General features: G+C 57.0%; 18 protein-coding genes. 7 read left to right on the forward strand and 11 right to left on the reverse strand.

Features of this window, described 5'->3' with window-relative positions; genetic code table 11:
* Together epsC and PGR91_RS01775 are read left to right on the forward strand one after the other, a co-directional pair.
* On the forward strand, nucleotides 1-822 hold the full coding sequence (epsC, locus tag PGR91_RS01770; RefSeq protein ID WP_055202682.1) for a serine O-acetyltransferase EpsC: 822 nt from the start codon (nucleotides 1-3) through the stop codon (nucleotides 820-822).
* Nucleotides 819-2,780 carry an LTA synthase family protein gene (locus PGR91_RS01775; protein ID WP_101571856.1) on the forward strand — a complete coding sequence of 654 codons (1,962 nt, stop codon included), beginning with the start codon at nucleotides 819-821 and terminating at the stop codon, nucleotides 2,778-2,780. The genes epsC and PGR91_RS01775 overlap by 4 nt, the downstream gene beginning before the upstream one ends.
* A gap of 50 nt (nucleotides 2,781-2,830) precedes the next feature.
* On the opposite strand, the gene PGR91_RS01780 is transcribed toward PGR91_RS01775, so the two are convergent.
* The 3 genes from PGR91_RS01780 to dapF all read right to left on the reverse strand — a co-directional run bounded on the left by PGR91_RS01780 (nucleotide 2,831) and on the right by dapF (nucleotide 4,864).
* Entirely contained in the window at nucleotides 2,831-3,637 is an 807-nt protein-coding gene (locus PGR91_RS01780; RefSeq protein WP_153497767.1) for an alpha/beta fold hydrolase, read from the reverse strand.
* 75 nt (nucleotides 3,638-3,712) lie between these two features.
* Nucleotides 3,713-3,937 (reverse strand): hypothetical protein, encoded by a 225-nt coding sequence (locus PGR91_RS01785; RefSeq protein ID WP_055202686.1) that lies wholly within the window; start codon nucleotides 3,935-3,937, stop codon nucleotides 3,713-3,715.
* 123 nt (nucleotides 3,938-4,060) lie between these two features.
* Complete coding sequence (gene dapF, locus PGR91_RS01790) at nucleotides 4,061-4,864, reverse strand: diaminopimelate epimerase (protein ID WP_101571858.1); 804 nt, start codon at nucleotides 4,862-4,864, stop codon at nucleotides 4,061-4,063.
* Nucleotides 4,865-4,990: 126 nt separating this feature from the next.
* On the opposite strand from dapF, the gene PGR91_RS01795 reads away from it, so the two are divergent.
* The 5 genes from PGR91_RS01795 to metK all read left to right on the forward strand — a co-directional run bounded on the left by PGR91_RS01795 (nucleotide 4,991) and on the right by metK (nucleotide 10,578).
* Nucleotides 4,991-5,737 carry a nitroreductase family protein gene (locus PGR91_RS01795; RefSeq protein ID WP_101571860.1) on the forward strand — a complete coding sequence of 249 codons (747 nt, stop codon included), beginning with the start codon at nucleotides 4,991-4,993 and terminating at the stop codon, nucleotides 5,735-5,737.
* A 22-nt stretch (nucleotides 5,738-5,759) separates the two neighbouring features.
* Entirely contained in the window at nucleotides 5,760-6,170 is a 411-nt protein-coding gene (locus PGR91_RS01800; protein WP_055202691.1) for a pyridoxamine 5'-phosphate oxidase family protein, read from the forward strand.
* Nucleotides 6,171-6,172: 2 nt separating this feature from the next.
* On the forward strand, nucleotides 6,173-6,631 hold the full coding sequence (locus PGR91_RS01805; RefSeq protein WP_055202694.1) for a hypothetical protein: 459 nt from the start codon (nucleotides 6,173-6,175) through the stop codon (nucleotides 6,629-6,631).
* 8 nt (nucleotides 6,632-6,639) lie between these two features.
* Nucleotides 6,640-9,051, forward strand: a complete 2,412-nt coding sequence (locus PGR91_RS01810; protein ID WP_228385745.1) for a BamA/TamA family outer membrane protein — start codon at nucleotides 6,640-6,642, stop codon at nucleotides 9,049-9,051.
* Nucleotides 9,052-9,288: 237 nt separating this feature from the next.
* On the forward strand, nucleotides 9,289-10,578 hold the full coding sequence (gene metK, locus PGR91_RS01815; RefSeq protein ID WP_055202696.1) for a methionine adenosyltransferase: 1,290 nt from the start codon (nucleotides 9,289-9,291) through the stop codon (nucleotides 10,576-10,578).
* A gap of 464 nt (nucleotides 10,579-11,042) precedes the next feature.
* Here the strand turns inward: metK and recO are convergent, their stop codons facing one another.
* The 8 genes from recO to PGR91_RS01855 form a co-directional block, all read right to left on the reverse strand.
* Nucleotides 11,043-11,768, reverse strand: a complete 726-nt coding sequence (recO, locus tag PGR91_RS01820) for a DNA repair protein RecO (protein ID WP_101571864.1) — start codon at nucleotides 11,766-11,768, stop codon at nucleotides 11,043-11,045.
* Entirely contained in the window at nucleotides 11,768-12,346 is a 579-nt protein-coding gene (gene rdgB / locus PGR91_RS01825; RefSeq protein ID WP_118457065.1) for an RdgB/HAM1 family non-canonical purine NTP pyrophosphatase, read from the reverse strand. The genes recO and rdgB overlap by 1 nt, the downstream gene beginning before the upstream one ends.
* A gap of 18 nt (nucleotides 12,347-12,364) precedes the next feature.
* Nucleotides 12,365-13,201 (reverse strand): HAD family hydrolase, encoded by an 837-nt coding sequence (locus tag PGR91_RS01830; RefSeq protein WP_055202701.1) that lies wholly within the window; start codon nucleotides 13,199-13,201, stop codon nucleotides 12,365-12,367.
* A gap of 51 nt (nucleotides 13,202-13,252) precedes the next feature.
* Nucleotides 13,253-13,810 carry a hypothetical protein gene (locus tag PGR91_RS01835; protein WP_101571868.1) on the reverse strand — a complete coding sequence of 186 codons (558 nt, stop codon included), beginning with the start codon at nucleotides 13,808-13,810 and terminating at the stop codon, nucleotides 13,253-13,255.
* A 69-nt stretch (nucleotides 13,811-13,879) separates the two neighbouring features.
* A complete protein-coding gene (locus tag PGR91_RS01840) occupies nucleotides 13,880-14,890 on the reverse strand; it encodes a branched-chain amino acid aminotransferase (RefSeq protein WP_118457067.1) in 1,011 nt (336 codons plus the stop codon).
* 44 nt (nucleotides 14,891-14,934) lie between these two features.
* On the reverse strand, nucleotides 14,935-16,974 hold the full coding sequence (metG, locus tag PGR91_RS01845; protein ID WP_055203526.1) for a methionine--tRNA ligase: 2,040 nt from the start codon (nucleotides 16,972-16,974) through the stop codon (nucleotides 14,935-14,937).
* A 97-nt stretch (nucleotides 16,975-17,071) separates the two neighbouring features.
* A complete protein-coding gene (locus tag PGR91_RS01850; protein ID WP_182424192.1) occupies nucleotides 17,072-18,190 on the reverse strand; it encodes a pyridoxal phosphate-dependent aminotransferase in 1,119 nt (372 codons plus the stop codon).
* Nucleotides 18,191-18,235: 45 nt separating this feature from the next.
* Entirely contained in the window at nucleotides 18,236-19,078 is an 843-nt protein-coding gene (locus PGR91_RS01855) for a YitT family protein (RefSeq protein ID WP_306345971.1), read from the reverse strand.
* Nucleotides 19,079-19,135: the final 57 nt, after the last annotated feature.

A 19,135-nucleotide genomic window follows, 5' to 3' on the forward strand; every position in this document is an offset into this window, starting at 1 on the left:
ATGGCCGACGTAATCAAGAATTTCCCGTCCCGCCTGCACAAGATGACGCAGGTGTTTTACCGCGAAGTTCCGTCTCAGGTGGCCACGCGCCGTTTCATCGACACGCTGACCAACCTGCTGTTCCCGGTACGGGACAAAAGGAACATCTCGCTGAAGGAAATGGATCTGAAATGGGAGAATCTCCAGCACGATTTCCTGGAGATCATCAGCCCGCTGTGCGCCGACATGGACTGTTGCTGCGAACATCTCACCGAACGGTTTTTCGGCGAAATCCCGCTGATATACACCCGGCTGATGCAGGACGCCAACCTTTACAAAAACTGCGACCCGGCGGCCTACTGCACCGAAGAGGTGATCTTGTGCTATCCGGGATTCTACGCCGTGATGGTGTACCGCCTGTCGCACGTGCTGCACAAACTGAAAATACCGGTATTGCCGCGCGTGATTTCGGAATACGCGCACAGCCAGACCGGAATCGACATCCACCCGGGAGCCACCATCGGGCCGAACTTCTACATCGACCACGGCACCGGGATCGTCATCGGCGAAACGACCGTTATCGGGCGGAACGTCAAAATTTACCAGGGCGTCACGCTGGGCGCCACGTTTGTCGACAAAGAGCTTTCGGGCGTCCGGCGTCATCCGACCATCGAGGACAACGTGATCATCTACGCCGGCAGCACGATCCTCGGCGGCGACACGGTGATCGGCCACGACACGGTGATCGGCGGTAACGTATGGCTCACCGAGTCGGTTCCGCCCCATTCGACGGTCTACTGCAAACCCGAAATCGTCATCAAAGGAAAACGCACGAAAAAATGAACCGGAAAAACGGCAGGCATTTCGACGGATTCTGCCCGGCGCTGGCGCTCGTCCTGAGGTTGGGACTGCTGTACGCGGCGTGGCTGTTGTGCCGCATCGTATTCTTCCTGCAGAACCGGGCCGAAATCGGGCCGCTCGCGGCAAGCGAACTGCCCGGACTGCTACACGGCAGCCTGGTGTTCGACACGGTGTCGATCCTGTACGTCAACTCGCTGTTCATCGTGCTGTCGCTCGTACCGCTGCGGCTGCGCGAACGGCGGTGGTACGGCACGATGTTGTTCTGGCTTTTTTCCGTCGCCAACGCCCTCGCGCTGATCGTCAACGTCTCGGACGGCGTCTATTACCACTACGCGAAAAAAAGGTTCACCTCGGACGAACTCTCCTACCTCGGCAACAACGACAATACCGGAACCGTACTGCTGAAAGCGCTCGCCGAAAACTGGTACGTCGCGCTGTTTGCCGCCGGATTGATCGCCGCCCTCGTCTGGGCCTACCGCCGCATCCGGGTCGCTCCGTCGCGGATCCGGTCGAACACGGCCTACGCGCTGATCCATCTGCCGGCGCTGCTGGTCGCAGTCGGACTGTCCATCGGGGGCATACGGGGCGGATTCAGCCGACAAACGCGCCCGATCACGCTCAGCAACGCCACGCTGTATACCGCGTCGAGTCCGAAGGCGAACCTGATCCTCAGCAACCCGTTCTGTATGCTGCGGACGCTCGGCAACCGCTCGATCGCGTACACCGAATTCTTCGACGACCGGACGCTCGAGGCCATTTACACCCCGATCCACCGGCCGGAGGCCGCTGCGGGCGACTCCCTTGCGTTCGGCGACCGCAATATCGTCATTTTCATCCTGGAAAGTTTCAGCAGCGAACATTCGGCGCTGCTGAATCCCGACCTCTATCCGGACGGGCACGGGTACACTCCGTTCCTCGACTCGCTGATGCGCGAAGGATACTATTTCCAGAACGCATTCGCCAATGGACACAAATCGATCGAGGCGCTGCCCTCGGTGCTGTCGTCGATCCCCTCTTACCGGACGCCGTTCGTACTGATGCCGCAGGCGCTCGCCCCGATGAAGGCGCTGCCGGCACTGCTGGCCGAAAAAGGATACAAAACGTCGTTCTTCAACGGTTCGGGACGCGGTTCGATGGGTTTCGGCGCCTATGCGGCGCAGGCCGGCGTACAGGATTATTATAGCCGCGAGGATTATGAAAAACGGTGCGGCACAGACGATTTCGACGGCTACTGGGGCATCTGGGACGAACCGTTCCTACAGTACATGAGCCGCGTGCTGTCCGAAACGCCTCAGCCGTTTTTCGCATCGGCTTTCACGCTCAGTTCGCACCACCCGTTCGTCGTTCCGGAAAAATACGCCGCGACGCTGCCGGAAGGAAAAACCAAGGTACACAAAGGCGTGGCGTACACCGACCTCGCACTGCGCCGTTTCATGGAGACCTCGAGCCGGGAACCGTGGTACGAAAATACGATTTTCGTCTTCGTAGCCGACCACGTATCGTCGGAAACCTTCGCGCCGAAAACGCTGACCCCGACCGGCAACACGCAAATCGTCTGCCTGATCTACACGCCGGACGGATCGCTGCGCGGCGTAAACCGTTCGGTCGCCCAGCAAATCGATCTGATGCCGACGCTGCTCGGGCTGACCGGCTACGACCGGCCCTATTTCGCCTTCGGACGGGACGTGCTGCGCGAAACCGACCGCGAACCGATGGTGTCGAATTATGCGGGCGGAACTTACCAGGGCATTACCGATTCGCTGGTGCTCTTTTTCGACGGAGAACGGACGCTGTCGGCCTACCTACGCAGCGACACCCTGCAAAAAAACGATATTTCGGGAATCCGCACCCCCGCGTTGGAAGCCGCCGAACGCGACCTGAAAGCGCGCCTACAGCAATACTACCGGCATGTGAAACAAAAAGATTATTTAGCCGAATAGAAACATCCGTTATTATTCCCCGAATCCCGGAACGGCCGCGCCGGAAACATTCAGCAAGCCGCGTGCCTGTCGATAAATCCGCGAATGATTTCCGCGGCGGCCTCGGGTTCTTCGAAAAAGCCCATGTGTCCCGAATGATCGAGCCACGCCGCTTCGGCCTGCGGATGAGCGGCGACCAGCGCTTCGGCCCGTTCGACCGGGATAAATTCGTCCATCCGGCCGAATATGAACAGTTGCGGCACTTTCAAACCGTGCAGCATGTCGTTCATATCGTTGCGGCCGATCATCCCGTTCAGCAGCGCCACAATGCCGTCGTCGTCGGTCGACGAGATCAGCTCCTGCAGTTGTTCGATCCGCCCGCGAAGCCGTTTGCGGTTCGCCTCGGCAAAACCTTTCGGAGCGAAAAGCGAGGCGATCAGTTCTTTCTTATCGCTGCGGATCAGTTCGATCTCGCGGCGTCGGTCCTCTTTTTTCGCATCGGTATCGGCATTCGGCGTCGAGTGGAACAAAATCAGCCCCTGCAACATTTCGGGATAACGGGCCGCAAAAGCTTCGGCGACGTATCCCCCCATCGAGTGCCCGGCCACGAAACAGCGCGCGACGCCCTGCTTGTCGAGCACCCCTTTCAGCACATCGGCCACGAACTCCATGCTATGCACCTCGCCCCGCACCTCCGAGATGCCGTGACCGGGAATGTCGATCGCGATCACACGGTAGTAGGGCGTCAGCAATTTCGTGAAATCCTCCCACACTTCGAGAGATTCCAGGTAGCCGTGCAGCAGTACGAGCGTCGTATCCCCCTGCTGCGAGTCGCTGATGCGCAATGCCGTTTCGGCGGCAACGATGAATTTTTCCATGATTGTTCGATATTTTGTAAAAAATGGCCGCCCTGCGGCAGCCATTCCCGTTTCATTCGATTTATAAACGATCGTTTATCGTTCGTCCTGTTCTTCCTCGCCGTCGTCGAAATAGTCGAGAACCGATTCGCGTTTTTTGAAAGAGAGTAACTCGTCGTCGTCATCCTCGTCGAGTCGGCTGTAAATCGCCCGCTTCTCTTTTCCGCTCTTTTTAATAGGTTCGAGCTTGGCCGCTCGCTTTAACGAATCTTCCGGTTCGGAATCATGGGCCTTGTTCCGGAAAACATGGGTCGATTTCATGGGTCGTGAAAACGTAAGGGTTTAAACGTTTGACATGGATTTCAGTTCTTCGTACGCAGGATTCACGTCCTTTGTACGATTGCAATGATAGAGATTTTTTTTGAAAAAACAACCGCTTCGGGTTTAAAATTTTTCCGCCAGGCAGCCTTCGAACACCTTTTGCGCCGGGCCGGTAAGCGTCACATTCGTAAAACGCTCGTCTCCTGTCCGTTCGAAAGACACGAAAAGGACTCCGCCCTCGACGTCGACCCGGTAATTCCGGCAATCGCTTCCGGATCGCACGGCAGCCGCCAGCGCCGAAGCCGTGGCCCCGGTTCCGCAGGCAAGCGTCTCGGCCTCAACGCCCCGCTCATAAGTACGCACCCGGATACGACCGTCCGAAACGATCTCCACGAAATTGACGTTCGTCCCTCCGGCGGCGGCGTACGGATCGCTGCGGCGTATCATTGCGCCTTTTCGGGCGACGTCCTCCCGCCGGACATCCGGCACGAATTCGACATGGTGCGGCGAACCGGTATCGAGAAAATAATGATCGGGGAATTTCTCCACGCGCGGAACGTCGATCATGCCGAGCCGGATCTCGCCCGCCGTCGCGTCCGCCGACAGGATTTGCGCATCGTGCACGCCGTCGATCCCCGAAAAACGCTTACGCGATCCGCCGATCCCCAAATGATGGGCGAACAACACGATGCAACGGCCGCCGTTGCCGCACATGGTCGATTCGCCGCCGTCGGCATTGAAATAGCGCATCCTGAACAACTCCCGGGGATCGTTTTCCAGCAGCATCAGCCCGTCGGCGCCGACCCCGGTGCGGCGGCAGCACAGGGCGGCCACATGCGCGCGGGAAACGTCGAATCCGCCCGAACGGTTATCGATCAGCACGAAATCATTGCCCGCTCCGTGGTATTTATAAAATTTTTGTTTCATATCGTTTCCGGCTTATCCGTGCAAATATCGCGAAATTTTCAAAAAGCTTTTCCTCTTTCAAAAAAATAGCGGATATTTGTATAAATTCATGCGGAATCCGCGTTTCCGTTAAAAAGACAGAAAGCTATGATCAAAACGATATTCGAGCATCGGTCGGTACGCAGCTACAAGCCGGATCCGGTGGACGAGGCCCTGCTGCAACGGATTCTGGAAGCCGGCACGAGGGCTTCCAACACAGGCAATATGCAGATATACAGCATCATCGTGACGACCGACCCGCAGATCCGGGAACAACTGTCGCCGTGCCATTTCGGACAACCGATGGTCACTCAGGCCCCGATCGTGCTGACGTTCTGCGTCGACGTGCGCCGGTTCTCGCTGTGGTGCCGCCAGCGGGGGGCCGACCCGCAGTACGACAACTTCGTCTGGTTCGTCAACGGCGCGATCGACGCGATCCTCGCTTCGCAAAACGTCTGTCTCGAAGCAGAGTCGGAGGGGCTCGGCATCTGCTACCTCGGCACGACGACCTACAACGCCGACCGGATCGCCGAGGTGCTCGCCCTGCCCGAGGGGGTGATCCCGGTCACTACCGTGACGATGGGCTACCCCGACAAACTGCCGCCGCCGACCGACCGCCTGCCCTTGGAAGGGGTGATCCACCGCGAACGCTACCACGATTACACGCCCGAAGCGATCGACGCGATCTGGGCCGACAAGGAAGCTTCCGAAGAGACGGCCGGCCTGCTGCAAGCGAACGACCTACCGAACCTGGCGCGTATTTTCACCGAACGTCGCTACAAGGGCGAAGACAACCGTCTTTTTTCGCGGAAATATTTCGAAATGCTGAAAAAACAGGGGTTCTTCAACCAGTAAGAACCCGTAAGACCGACCGGATATGGAAACGATTCACGAAAAAGCGTTCGCGCTGTTACAACGGTGCGAAGTGATTACCGTGGCGACGTTGGACGAAAAGGGTTTCCCGCGCCCCGTTCCGGTCGTCAAAATACGCGCCGAAAAACCGTTTACGATCTGGTTCGCCACCGGCACCAGCTCCGACAAAACGGCGCATCTGCGCCGGAACCCGCGCGCCGGCATCTCTTTTTTCGACCGCGGAGACAGCGTCGCACTAACCGGAACGGCCGAAGTGATCGAATACCCTGCGGTCAAAAAAATCATGTGGCAAGAGTGGTTTATCAAACATTTTCCGGGAGGAGTCGAAGACCCGGAGTACTGCCTGGTTCGGTTCGAAGCCCGGAAAGGCGTTTTTTACATCGAAGACAAATTCGTAAAATCGGTTTTAAAATAACGATGAATCAGATCGAACAAACTCCGAACGGAAAAGACTATTTCGAGCCGATGCACTCGGCCGAGCACCTGATCAACGGGGCGATCGCCCGGACGCTCGGGTGCGGCCGGGCCTTTTCGACCCATATCGAAAAGAAGAAATCGAAATGCGATTTCCGCTTTCACCGCAACCTGACGCCCGAAGAGCTGACCGGAATCGAACGGACGGTCAACGAACAGATCGCCTCGCACGCGGACGTGCGGGACGAAATATTGACCGCGGCAGAGGCCGCCGCCCGTTACAACCTGTCGCGGCTGCCGGAAGGCGCAACCACCGTCCGCATTGTCCATATCGGCGATTTCGACAGCTGTCCGTGCATCGGGGCGCACGTATCGAACACGGCGGAGATCCCGCCGGTCAGGCTGATCTCGAGCGACTGCGCGGACGGCGTTCTACGGGTGCGTTTCAAATTTGTAAAATAGTTGGCGGAGTGAGTAGGATATTCCGGTCGGATTCGTTTGCAGAGGCGGCAAAAAGGCGGCTGCGGCTGCCGGTCGTCGTCGTTTGCGGCTGCTTGCTCGCAGCATGCAGCGCGACGCGGCACATTCCGTCCGGACAATACCTGCTGTCCAAAAGCGACGTCCGGATCGAACGGGAGAAACAACTGACGCGGGACGAACGGGCGACGCGGACGGAATTGGAACAATTCATCCGCCAGCATCCGACCAAACGTTTCCTGGGAACCAATTTCTATCTGTGGGCTTACAATTCGGCAGACCCGGACAAAACGAACTGGTGGAACCGTTTCAAACGCCGCATCGGCAAAGAACCCGTGCTGCTCGACTCGACACTGACGGCCCGTTCGGCCGAAGGCATGAAAATTTACCTAAACGGCAAAGGCTTCCTGGACGCTTCGACGGCATTTCGGGTCGACACTTCGGGCAAAAAAGCGAAAGTCACCTACCTCGCCCGGCAAGGCGAACCGTACCGGATCGGCAGCATCCGATACGATTTCCGGGACCGGTCGCTGCAATCGATCATTTTCAGCGACACGATTTCGACGTTGCTGCATACGGGCGACATTTTCGATGCGAATACGCTGGACGACGAACGGGTACGGATCACTTCATTCCTGAAAAACCGGGGATATTACAACTTCTCGATCAACAACATCAGTTATGTAGCCGACTCGACGGCGGGCAACCGCACGGTCAACCTGACGATGGTCGTAAAACGCTACATGGCCGGATATACCGCCGAAGGCGAAGCGACGCTCGACGACAACCGAATTTACCGCATCCGGAACATCTATATCTATCCGGATTACAACCCCTCGGCAGCCGTGTCGGATTCTCTTTACGAAAGCCGGCTCGACACGCTCGACTACAAAGGCCTGAAAATCGTTTACGACACCCGGTCGAAAGTGCGGGCGGAGATCCTGCGCCGAACGATCAGTCTCTACCCGAACTACCTGTATAATGCCGACGAAGTGAAACGGACTTACGAAAACATCATGCGGCTCGACTATTACAAAAGCGCCAGCATCCTCTTTTCGGAAGCGGAAGGCGATACGCTGCTGCGGGACAACCGGATCACCTACATCGGGCAGTCGCAGGACTCCACCGGCATCGGCGAAGCCTCGTACGGCACCGAACACTACCTGAACTGCACTATTTTCTGTACGCCTGCGCTGCGGCAGGGATACTCGCTGGAACTCGAAGGAACCACGTCGGCCGACTATTTCGGAATCGCCGCCACGGTGGGCTACCAGAACCGCAACCTGTTCCGCGGCGTCGAACTGTTCGACATCAAGGTGCGCGGAGGCTACGAATTCATGCGCGTCAAACAGAAGCGCAACTCGTTCGAATTAGGCGTATCGACATCGTTTTCGTTTCCCCGTTTCATCACGCCGCTGCGAATCGACCGCTACAACCGAGCCTTCAATCCGCGGACGAAAGTAGAAGTCTCCTACAGCGTACAGCGCCGCCCGTACTACCATCGTACGCTGGCCAGCGGCGTCTGGGGCTATACGTGGGGCAACGGCAAAAACAGCACCTTCGTCCTGCGGCCGGCGGACATCAGCGTGGTGAAACTGCGGCAGATCGACACGGCTTTCCTCGAACAATTGCAGAATCCCTACCTGCGGAACAGCTACGAATCGCAGCTGATCGCCGGACTGTCCGGCTCGTATATCTTCAACAACCAGAAGATCAACACCGAACGCAATTCGCTGGCGTTACGGTTCAATTTCGAAACGAACGGTAACCTGATCGACGGACTGAGCCACCTGTTCGGCCGTTCGTCGGGGGAAGAGTATTACAAACTGTTCGGTATCCGGTACGCCCAGTATTTCCGGTTCGATCTGAACCTGGCGCGAAAATTCGTATTGGGGCCGAAAACCAGTCTCGTATATCGCTTCTACGGCGGATGGGGATACGCTTACGGCAATTCGACATCCATCCCGTTCGAGCGGCTGTTCTACTGCGGCGGCAGCAACAGTATGCGCGGCTGGCTGGCCCGGACGCTCGGCCCGGGCAACGAAGTGCGCTGGGTCAGCGACTATCCCACTCAGTTGGGGAACTTCAAACTCGAAACGAACCTCGAAGCCCGTTTTCCAGTCTGGGGAATCTTGCAAGGCGCGCTCTTTTTCGATGTCGGCAACATCTGGTTCCTCGGACAGGGCGGCTACGGCGAAGAATCGCAGTTCAAGATCGACCGATTCTACAAACAACTGGGATTCAATACCGGACTCGGCGCGCGGTTCGATTTCAGTTTCTTCGTATTCCGGATCGACTGGGGCATCAAACTGCACAACCCGAACGAAGCGGCCGGACAGCGCTGGATTCAGAACTTCCGGATGCAGAACACGACGCTGAATTTCGGCGTAGGCTATCCTTTCTGACGACGACGGACGCCGAAAACGAACGCAACGCCGTACTATTCCGCAAAAGCGATACGCCGAAAACTTTTGGCAAATATCCGAAATGTTATTACCTTTGCCGCCGTTACTGAATTTGTGGAAAGATTTGGCCGCTTGCAACCACGGAAAAAAATGCTAAAATAGTATTTGTGTTCATCTACAACAGCTGAGTTTTTCCCATTGTTTAAAAGTATTTTAAACCATTAAAAAATTTTAAAGATGGGATTTTTATTTACCTCCGAATCGGTGTCCGAAGGACATCCCGACAAGGTTTCGGATCAAATTTCCGATGCAATCCTCGACGAATTTCTTCGTCACGATTCCAATTCGAAAGTAGCCTGCGAAACGCTCTGCACCACGGGGCTGGTCGTCGTGGCCGGTGAAGTCCGTTCGGAAGCGTACGTGGACGTACAAGACGTCGCGCGCCGCGTGATCAACCGGATCGGCTATACGAACGCCGATTACCGTTTCGACGGCAATTCGTGCGGCGTGCTGTCGGCGATCCACGAACAGTCGCCCGATATCAACCAGGGCGTCGTACGCGAGACCGAAGAGGAGCAGGGCGCCGGCGACCAGGGAATCATGTTCGGTTACGCCTGCTCGGAGACCAAGGAGCTGATGCCCGCCACGCTGATCCTGTCGCACGTAATCCTGAAGGAACTGGCCGCCATCCGCCGCGAAGGCAAGGTGATGACCTACCTGCGACCCGACGCCAAGAGCCAGGTTACGATCGAATACGGCGACGACAACAAACCGCAGCGCGTGCATACGATCGTAGTATCGACCCAACACGACGAATTCATTACGGCCGCCGAAGCGGGCGGCGAAAAAGCCGCTGAAAAAGCGATGTGCGCCAAAATCCGCGAAGATGTCCAAAACATCCTGATTCCGCGCACCAAAGCCCGCCTGGAACGAGCCGGCGACTGCCTGGCCGAACTGATCGGCGACGACTACATCCTGCATGTGAATCCGACCGGCAAATTCGTGATCGGCGGCCCGCACGGGGATACCGGAGTGACCGGCCGCAAAATCATCGTCGACAGCTACGGCGGACGCGGAGCCCACGGCGGCGGAGCATTCTCCGGCAAAGACAGTTCGAAGGTCGACCGCAGCGCAGCCTACGCCGCCCGGCACATCGCCAAAAACCTCGTAGCGGCCGGTATCGCCGACGAAGTGCTCGTACAACTGTCCTACGCGATCGGAATCGCACAACCGCTGAGCGTCTACGTCAACACGAACGGAACTTCGAAAGTGAAAATGACCGACGGGCAGATCGCCGCGAAAATCAACGACTTGTTCGACCTGCGGCCTGCGGCCATCGTCCGCGAATTCGGACTCCGCAACCCGATCTTCGAAGCGACCGCTTCGTACGGACACTTCGGCAACCGTCCTTATACGCAAAAAGTAACCCTTTTCGAAAAAGGAAAAGAAGTGAGCAAAGAGATCGAATTTTTCGCATGGGAGAAACTGGATGCCGTCGATAAACTGAAAAAAGCGTTCCGCTGCTAATCGCGGCGATCGACGACTGCATAGGAACAGCCGGTTTTCCGGACGTTTTCTTATAAAAAGAGGAACGGGTCGATAATCGACCCGTTCCTCTTTTTTATCGAAATAAGGCCCGGTCGGGGCAGCGGGCCTCGTTACTGCAACGCCTCTCCGCTCCCGGCGAACCATCGCCGTCGAAATCTTTTGATTCAACGAACCGTACCGGAAGATTCACAGCATCCCGAACTACACGTAAGCCGGCCGCAAATCCGATAAAAAGAATAACGCGTCCTATAATTTTCAGATTTTAGGCGGTTTTCGAAGACAGCAGATTTTCCTTGGCGCCGGGAGTATGCTGAAAAACGGCGCCGACTATCCGGCAAAATAAACGGTTCCTGCCGCCCCCGCGGCTCGATCGATCCGGTCGCAAACGCCATCCCGACCGTCGATCGGTCGCAAGCCAAACGAGCGCCCGCCGCGGACAAGTCTCAAAAAATCTCACGCAAAATCGACACCGACCGGACGGTACGGATAGCGTCCAGATGATAACCGAAAAACAGCAGCATCGACTCCATAAAAGCGGAACGCTGCGTCCGCGACAACGGCAGGCTACCGAGCCGGTCGGCTTCGCAATCCATCAGATCGCCGAGCAAGCCGGAACAGGAAGCGTCCATGCAGATCCGATGCGCCGGAACGGACGGCGTAAACACGCCGCCCCGGATATCGAAATAACCGTTCGGGATCGGCTCGTTGCCCGGATAGAATCCGAGGTAGGCGGAAAGTTGCACGAGGAACCACAGGTGAAAATTGGAAATCCCTTCGGTCATCCGATCCAACTGCACGACCGACCGGCAGACGAAATCGAACAGCGGCTCGTTGGCCTCCGACTCGCGGATCAATCGGTACAGCACCTCGGCCATAAACAGCGAAATGGTGCTCTTGCGGACGTCGAACGGCAGGCTCGAAAGCGGCGTCAGGCTACGCACCTCCTTCATGCGATGCATCCGCGCCTGCGGCTGCTCGATCCCTTCGAATTCGACCAGGAACATCGGCTGGAACAGCGCCGCCTTGTTGCCCCGCCCCCGGCTGCTGTGCACGCCCTGGATCATGTAATTCATCCGCCCGAACAAGTCGGTAAACAGGTAGGCGACCATCGAACTGTCGCCGTATTTGATCGTATGCAGCACCACGCCGCGGGCTTTGTACGTACGCATTATTTTGCTCCTGAAAGAAACGCCGCCAATTTTTCGACGGCGCGGCCGCGGTGACTGATCGCGTTTTTGGCTTCAGAATCCATCTCCGCGAACGTGACGTCGTAACCGTCCGGAACGAAAACCGGATCGTAACCGAATCCTCCCCCGCCGTGCGGCGTATCCGTGATCGTACCGTCGACCACCCCGTCGAACTGATATTCCTTTCCTCCGAAGATCAGCGCGATCACCGTGCGGAACCGGGCCTTTCGGTCGGCCTGTCCCGAAAGGTTTTCGAGCAGCAGCGCTACGTTGTCGGACGAATTTCTGCCATCCCCGGCATAACGGGCCGAACGAACCCCCGGCGCGCCGCCGAGCGCATCGACTTCCAGACCGGTATCGTCGGCGAAACAGTCCAGCCCGGTGCGGTCGTACAAGTAGCGGGCCTTCTGAAAAGCATTTCCCTCCAGAGTCGGCTGCTCTTCCGGTATATCCTCGGTAATACCCAGATCGCAAGGCGTTACCAACTGATAACCACTGCCGAGAATCTCCTGCGCTTCGGTCAGCTTATGACGGTTATTGGTAGCAAAAATAATTTTCATAGCTTTTAAAAATACAAATTACTTTTTATAGAATTTGCTCAACTTGTGGTCGGCTTCGATCTTGTCGATGATCGTCCTGACGAGACAGTCGATCTCCTTATCGGGACTGTAATCGGCAGCGCAGATATAGCTGACGCGGTTATCGCGGATCAGTTCCATCATCTCCATGCGTTTCTGGCGCGAACGGGGATTGTAGACGGCGATCGAATGTCCTCCCTGCTGTTTGACCAGTTTCATACACGGAATATCGGTCGTCCCGTCGCCGAAATAAATCATGTGACGGAACTGCACCGGACGCTGCTCCTCCTCGATATACTCGTTGATCCGCCGGCTGTCGTACACGCTTTCGATCCCTTTGTTGATCTTGAAGATGAACTGCGTTTTATTGGTGTAGTTGACCGCCACGGCCGGCCAGTAAGCCACGCCGTCGATATCGTAAAGGAACGAACAGGCGTAAATCTTCCGGAATTCCTTGGCGATCGGCGTCCCTTCGATCATCTCGCGCAGGCCCGACGAATTGATGTAATGCTGCAGTTGGATGCCGCGTTCGGCGGCATAGGCGTTGATCCGCGGGAACCACTCGCGAACGCCCTCGTACAGTTCGATATTCTGTCCCGACCGGGCGAACGACTCGCGACGCAGCGAAATGCCGGAACTCTTGGCTTCGTGCAGCATCCGGTACATATAGGCGAGGATCGGGTCGCCGTCCTGTTCGCGGGCGGTTTCATTGCTCTCCTCCCAGAACTCGCGGTTGCTTTTGCCGATCGCCGGAATAAAGTCGTACTCCTGCATGTTGCCCGGCGAAAGCGTGCCGTCGAAATCGTAGATCAGCGCTACGGTCAGTTTCTTTGCCATAATCGAAGTAATTGATGCCCTAAAGATATAAAAAACGGGAATAAACGACAATCACCGTCGCGTAGTCTTCCGTCGCGCACGGATGCGGCGGCAGATTTTCGTCCCCCGGTTCCGCAGCGCCGGACCGTCGTCGCGCATTAGCCAACAGATCGTATCGTAAAGCTGCTCTTCGACCCACGGCAATTCTGCCGACAGGCTGTCGAGTATCTCCATCGACCACACTTTTACGGCCGGACGCACCGACGGGTCGATCAGCCGGTCGAACGTCGCTTCGGCAACCTGTTGACGCTGACTGTCGGTCAGTTCGATCCGCCTCCGGTCGAGCAGCCACGCCATCATCTTCGAATAATGACGGCACGCGCTCGGATTGACGATCGCAAGGTAATTCCGGACGAAATGCCCGATATGCCGCCCGAACGCCTCCGGCGCGATAAAAAACGCCCTTTCCAACGCATACGAAGCATGAAACGCGACGGCCGGATCGCGGTCGAGTCCGAGGTTCAGCGCGAACCCGAAAAGATCGTTTTCCGCAATCAATTTCCCGTAACGCCCGGCAAACCCTTTGGTAAAATTGCCTTTCAGTTCGGCGGCCAGTTCCTTTTCGGTCATCGTACCCGGATTAAAAACTGCGGAGCGGGATTCCCCGTCCGCAGTTCCCTGTTTTTCAAAAACGAATCCTTACAACGCAGCCATCCACCCGTACGTATCGGGTTCCTCGGCATACTGGATCGCACGCAGTCGGTGGTACAACTTTTCGCTCCATTTGCCCGGCTTGCCGTCGTTGTAAACGAAAGTATGTCCGGTCTGCGGATCGTAAATGCTGCCGATCGGTGACAGAACGGCCGCCGTACCGCACGATCCGGCCTCGTCGAACGTCCCGAGCTCGTCGTAATCGACCGGACGCTGTTCGACTTTCAGCCCCATCTCCGCGGCCAGCGTCATCAAACTCATGTTCGTGATCGACGGCAGCACCGAATGGGATTTGGGCGTAATGTAAACGCCGTCGCGGATGCCGAAAAAGTTGGCCGCGCCGCATTCGTCGATGTGCTTTTTCTCCTTTGCATCCAGATACAGCACGCTCGGATATCCTTTTTCATGCCCGATCTCGGCCGAAGTCAGGCTCGCCGCGTAGTTCCCGCCGGCCTTCACGTGCCCCGTTCCGAGCGGAGCGGCGCGATCGTGGTCGCGGTCGATCAACACCTTGATCGGATTGAACCCTTCCTTATAGTAAGGACCTACCGGAGTAACGAAAACGATCAGCAGGTATTCCCCGGCGGGCTTTACGCCGACCTGCGGGCCGGTGCCGAACAGCACGGGGCGGATATACAGCGAAGCGCCCGTCCCGTAGGGAGGGACGAAACGTTCGTTGGCCTTAACCACCCGCTTCATCATATCGACGAACATATCGACCGGCGGCAGAGCCATTTTCAGGTATTCGGCCGAGGAGCGCATCCGTTTGGCATTCTCTTCGGGACGGAAGATACGGATCACGCCGTCGGCGCCGCGAAATGCTTTCTGTCCTTCGAAAGCCTCCTGCCCGTAGTGCAGGCAGGTCGCGGCCATATGCATCGTGACCGTTTCGTCAGTTGTCAGTTCGGGCGTTGTCCAGGCTCCGTCGCGGAAATAACTCCGTATGTTATAGTCTGTTTTGATGTACCCAAAAGATAGGTTTTTCCAATCTAAGTCCATAACTCTATTTTTATTCAATCGTCACAAATCCGTTTTTATTCCCGCTACCCCACCATCGTGCCGTTGCCGACCGGCTCGGCAGGGGACAGCAGCACCAGCTTTCCGGTAGCGTCCTGCGCCATCAGGATCATCCCTTCGGACAGCACGCCTTTGAGTTCGCGCGGCTCCAGGTTGATCAGCACCTGCACCTGCCGCCCGACAAGCGATTCGGGAGTATAGTGCTCGGCGATGCCCGACACGATCGTCCGTTTGTCGATCCCGGTATCGATAGTCAGCTTCAACAACTTTTTCGTCTTGGCGATCTTTTCGGCGGCGATGATCGTCGCCACGCGGATATCCATCTTTCCGAAATCGTCGAACGCAATGCTCTCTTTCTGCGGTTCGACCTTCTTGCCGGCCTCCTTTGCGAGGTTGGCCCGTTTCGTAGCGGCCAGCTTTTCGAGCTGCGCCTCGATCACGCTGTCTTCGATTTTCTCGAACAGCAAGGCGGGCGTCCCGATCCGGTGTCCGGGCTTCAATAGGGCCGTATTTCCGAGCTGATCCCAGCCGAACTTTTCGACGTCGAGCAGCCTCAGGATCTTCTCCGCAGTAAAAGGCATGAACGGCTCGACGGCGATCGCGAGCGACGCGGTGATCTGCAACGAAACGTTCAGGATCGTCTGCACGCGTTGCGGATCGGTCTTATACAGCTTCCAAGGCTCCGTATCGGCCAGGTATTTATTCCCCAGGCGGGCGATGTTCATCGCCTCTTTGAGCGCTTCGCGGAAACGGTAATTCTCGATATTCTCTTCGAGCGCCTTCTTGATCTGCGGCAGTTCGCCGAGGATATCGCGGTCGTAATCGGTCAATTCGCCGCAGGCGGGAACCTTCCCGTCGTAATATTTTTGCGTCAGCACCAGCGCGCGGTTGACGAAGTTGCCGAGCACGGCCACCAACTCGTTGTTGTTGCGCGTCTGGAAATCCTTCCACGTGAAATCGTTGTCCTTGGTTTCCGGCGCATTGGCGCACAACACGTAGCGCAGCACGTCTTCCTTGCCCGGAAACTCTTCGAGGTATTCGTGCAGCCACACCGCCCAGTTCCGCGACGTCGAGATCTTTTCTCCCTCCAGATTCAGGAACTCGTTGGCCGGCACGTTCTCCGGCAAGATATAACCGCCGTGCGCGCGCAGCATCGACGGGAACACGATGCAGTGGAAAACGATGTTGTCCTTGCCGATGAAATGCACCATCTTGGTGTCCTCGTCCTTCCAGTATTTTTCCCAGTCGGGCGTCAGATCCTTGGTCGCCGAGATGTAACCGATCGGCGCGTCGAACCACACGTACAGCACCTTCCCCTCGGCACCCTTGACCGGAACGGGAATCCCCCAATCCAGGTCGCGGCTCACCGCGCGGGGCTGCAATCCCAAATCAAGCCAGCTTTTGCACTGCCCGTACACGTTGACCTTCCACTCCTTATGCTCTTCGAGTATCCATTTGCGCAGAAACTCCTCGTGCTTGTCCAGCGGCAGGAACCAGTGCGTCGTCTCGCGCATCACCGGAACCGACCCGGTAATGGCGCTGTGCGGATCGATCAGGTCGGTCGCGCTCAGCGTACTGCCGCACTTCTCGCACTGATCGCCGTATGCGCGGTCGTTCTGACAGTGCGGGCAGGTGCCGACGATGTAGCGGTCGGCCAGAAACTGCCCGGCCTCCTCGTCGTAATACTGCATCGTGGTCTTTTCGATGAACTCTCCTTTGTCGTACAGCGCGCGGAAAAAATCCGACGCGGTTTTATGGTGCGTGGGCGAAGTCGTCCGCGAATAGATGTCGAACGACATGCCGAGTCCTTTGAAAGCGTTCTTGATGATATTGTGGTACTTGTCAACGATATCCTGCGGCTTGACTCCCTCCTGGCGCGCCTTGATCGTGATGGGCACGCCGTGCTCGTCGGAACCGCATACGGAGATCACGTCCGCGCCCCGCAGGCGCAGGTACCTCACATAAATATCCGACGGAATGTATACCCCCGCAAGGTGTCCGATATGCACCGGCCCGTTGGCATACGGGAGCGCCGATGTGACAAGATAGCGTTTAAACTTTTTCATCGTAAAGGTCAAAAATCAATATTCCGTACAAAGTTATGAATTTTTCGTCAAAAACGGTTCGCCGCAGCCCCATTAATCAGCCGAAGAGGCCGAAATATCATCGGTGGACGAGCGGATCGAAAAATTCGCGGAACTTCGTATGCGGAACCGATACGCAAATCCGGCTGAACCTCGACGCGTAACCGGCCAACGCCGCGTCGCGCGTAAAAAAGTCCAGCGACACGCTGCCGATGCGGTGTTCGAGCAGTTCCTTCTCGCTGCGGTCGACGATCGCGAAAATGCCGACCGGCATCGACTCGCGGTAAAATTCCGTAGCCAGCAGGCCGTTTTCTTTCAGGTAAGCGATATTCAGCCCGATGTCCCGCACGGTCGCCGCTTTGAAATCCGCGACGGCGCGCCGTCCTTCGGGCGTCGTAAGCAAGCGCAACACGAGCGTCTGCGCGAACGCGTTGACGCCGTTGTTCGTGTACATCGTCCGCTTTTCGAGTTCGGCGTACAGTCCCGGATCGGTCGTATGGATAAACCCGATCCGCTGCCCGCTGAGCCCCATCGATTTGCTGAAACTCTCGACGATCGCCACGTTGCGCAACGGACGTATTTCGCGGTAGAACGTGTCCGTCGCGTCGCGGAAAACCCGGCGGTAGGGGCTGTCGAAAAAGACGGTTACGCCGGCGGCGTCCAATTTGCGCAGCAACGCCAACAAACGGGCGTCGTCGTACTTTTGTCCCAGCGGATTGCCCGGATCGCAGATCAGCACGCCGCAGCCGGTCAGTCGCGGGATCATCGACTCGAGTCGGTCGAGCGACGGGTATTCGGCGCGTTGCACGCCCCGGATGGTCAGCAATTTGAAATAGCACCCCCAGTAATAAACCGGCAGATACAGCCGCTCGATGTCGACGCTTTGCGCCAGCAGGTCGAGTCCGTTCATCGCCCCCGGCACAATCAGCAGGTTGTCACGCGACGATTCGCCGCCGAAGTACTCCGCATTAATCGCGTCTCGCAACGCCGCAAAACCGCGCCCCGGCGGATAGGTTTGCATCTGCGCCGTATTGAAGTCGATCCCGGCGATCACCTCCCGCAGGTCGATATTTACCACCGAATTGATCCCCCGGTTCAGCCGCAGGTATTCCGCCCCGGTACGGGCGCTCAGAGCCGCCAGATTCTCTCCGATCTCGACGATGTGCGACAACGCGACGCCGCTCTCTTTTATTTTCATTCCGATATGATAACGTTCCGGCATAAATTTTCCGAAATCTCTAACCTATTTTTTCAACGCTTCGAAGCCATGACCGTAAACGCCCATCACGTTGCCGACCGTCATAAAGGCCTCCGGATCGACCCGTTTAATCAGTTTGAACAGCGTTCCCGTTTCGTATTTGCGGCAAACCACCATCACCACTTTCGTCGGCTGCTTCGTGTACCACCCTTCGCCGTCGAGCAACGTCACACCCCTACGCATCTCGCTGAAAATCAGCCGGGCGATCTCTTCGTATTTTTTCGACACGATCAGCACCTGCGTCGACTGCCGGTTGCCGGCCATCACGGCGTCGATCGTATACCCGTTGACGGCCACCATCACGTAACCGTAAATGGCGGCCGTAATATTCTTGAATATGAAAATCGAACAGCCGATGATCAGCAGGTCGCACAGCATGATGATCCGCCCGTAACTGATCGTCTTGTAACGGTTGACGATCATCGCGATGATATCCGTGCCGCCGGTGCTGCCGCCCTGCGTGAAACAGATGCCGATACCGCCGCCCGCCACGGCTCCGCCGAGAATTACCGACAGCAGCTTGTCGTTGCCGAGTCCGAGTAGATTGTTCGGTATCAACCCCTGCATCACCGACATCGCCGCCGAAATGAAAACGATCGCATAGATCGTCTTCGCGCCGAACCGCAGCCCGACCAACACCGAACTGACCGCCACCAGCACCGAGTTCAGCACCAGGAACGAAAGCCCCAGCGGCACGCCGCCGTTCGTCCCGCCGGTCGCATAATAGATCAGCAGGCCCACGCCGTTGATTCCGCCTCCCATCACATCGGCCGGAATCAGGATGCCGGTCCATGCGAAAGAATACATCACCAGACCGATCGAAATCAACGTATATTCTTTAATAGTCTTTAAAACAGCCGTCTTCGAGAAATCCGCATTCATATT

The organism is Candidatus Alistipes pullistercoris (assembly GCF_027665465.1).
In the GTDB taxonomy this organism is placed as follows: Bacteria; Bacteroidota; Bacteroidia; order Bacteroidales; family Rikenellaceae; genus Alistipes_A; species Alistipes_A hominis.

Excerpts from the sequence above, each read along its gene's own strand:
- PGR91_RS01830 (WP_055202701.1), bottom strand. The coding sequence starts at position 13,201 with ATGGCAAAGAAACTGACCGTAGCGCTGATCTACGATTTCGACGGCACG.
- epsC (WP_055202682.1), top strand. The coding sequence starts at position 1 with ATGGCCGACGTAATCAAGAATTTCCCGTCCCGCCTGCACAAGATGACG.
- PGR91_RS01805 (WP_055202694.1), top strand. The coding sequence starts at position 6,173 with ATGAATCAGATCGAACAAACTCCGAACGGAAAAGACTATTTCGAGCCG.
- rdgB (WP_118457065.1), bottom strand. The coding sequence starts at position 12,346 with ATGAAAATTATTTTTGCTACCAATAACCGTCATAAGCTGACCGAAGCG.
- PGR91_RS01795 (WP_101571860.1), top strand. The coding sequence starts at position 4,991 with ATGATCAAAACGATATTCGAGCATCGGTCGGTACGCAGCTACAAGCCG.
- PGR91_RS01850 (WP_182424192.1), bottom strand. The coding sequence starts at position 18,190 with ATGAAAATAAAAGAGAGCGGCGTCGCGTTGTCGCACATCGTCGAGATC.
- metG (WP_055203526.1), bottom strand. The coding sequence starts at position 16,974 with ATGAAAAAGTTTAAACGCTATCTTGTCACATCGGCGCTCCCGTATGCC.
- PGR91_RS01835 (WP_101571868.1), bottom strand. The coding sequence starts at position 13,810 with ATGACCGAAAAGGAACTGGCCGCCGAACTGAAAGGCAATTTTACCAAA.
- PGR91_RS01780 (WP_153497767.1), bottom strand. The coding sequence starts at position 3,637 with ATGGAAAAATTCATCGTTGCCGCCGAAACGGCATTGCGCATCAGCGAC.
- recO (WP_101571864.1), bottom strand. The coding sequence starts at position 11,768 with ATGCGTACGTACAAAGCCCGCGGCGTGGTGCTGCATACGATCAAATAC.
- PGR91_RS01840 (WP_118457067.1), bottom strand. The coding sequence starts at position 14,890 with ATGGACTTAGATTGGAAAAACCTATCTTTTGGGTACATCAAAACAGAC.
- metK (WP_055202696.1), top strand. The coding sequence starts at position 9,289 with ATGGGATTTTTATTTACCTCCGAATCGGTGTCCGAAGGACATCCCGAC.
- PGR91_RS01775 (WP_101571856.1), top strand. The coding sequence starts at position 819 with ATGAACCGGAAAAACGGCAGGCATTTCGACGGATTCTGCCCGGCGCTG.
- dapF (WP_101571858.1), bottom strand. The coding sequence starts at position 4,864 with ATGAAACAAAAATTTTATAAATACCACGGAGCGGGCAATGATTTCGTG.
- PGR91_RS01785 (WP_055202686.1), bottom strand. The coding sequence starts at position 3,937 with ATGAAATCGACCCATGTTTTCCGGAACAAGGCCCATGATTCCGAACCG.
- PGR91_RS01800 (WP_055202691.1), top strand. The coding sequence starts at position 5,760 with ATGGAAACGATTCACGAAAAAGCGTTCGCGCTGTTACAACGGTGCGAA.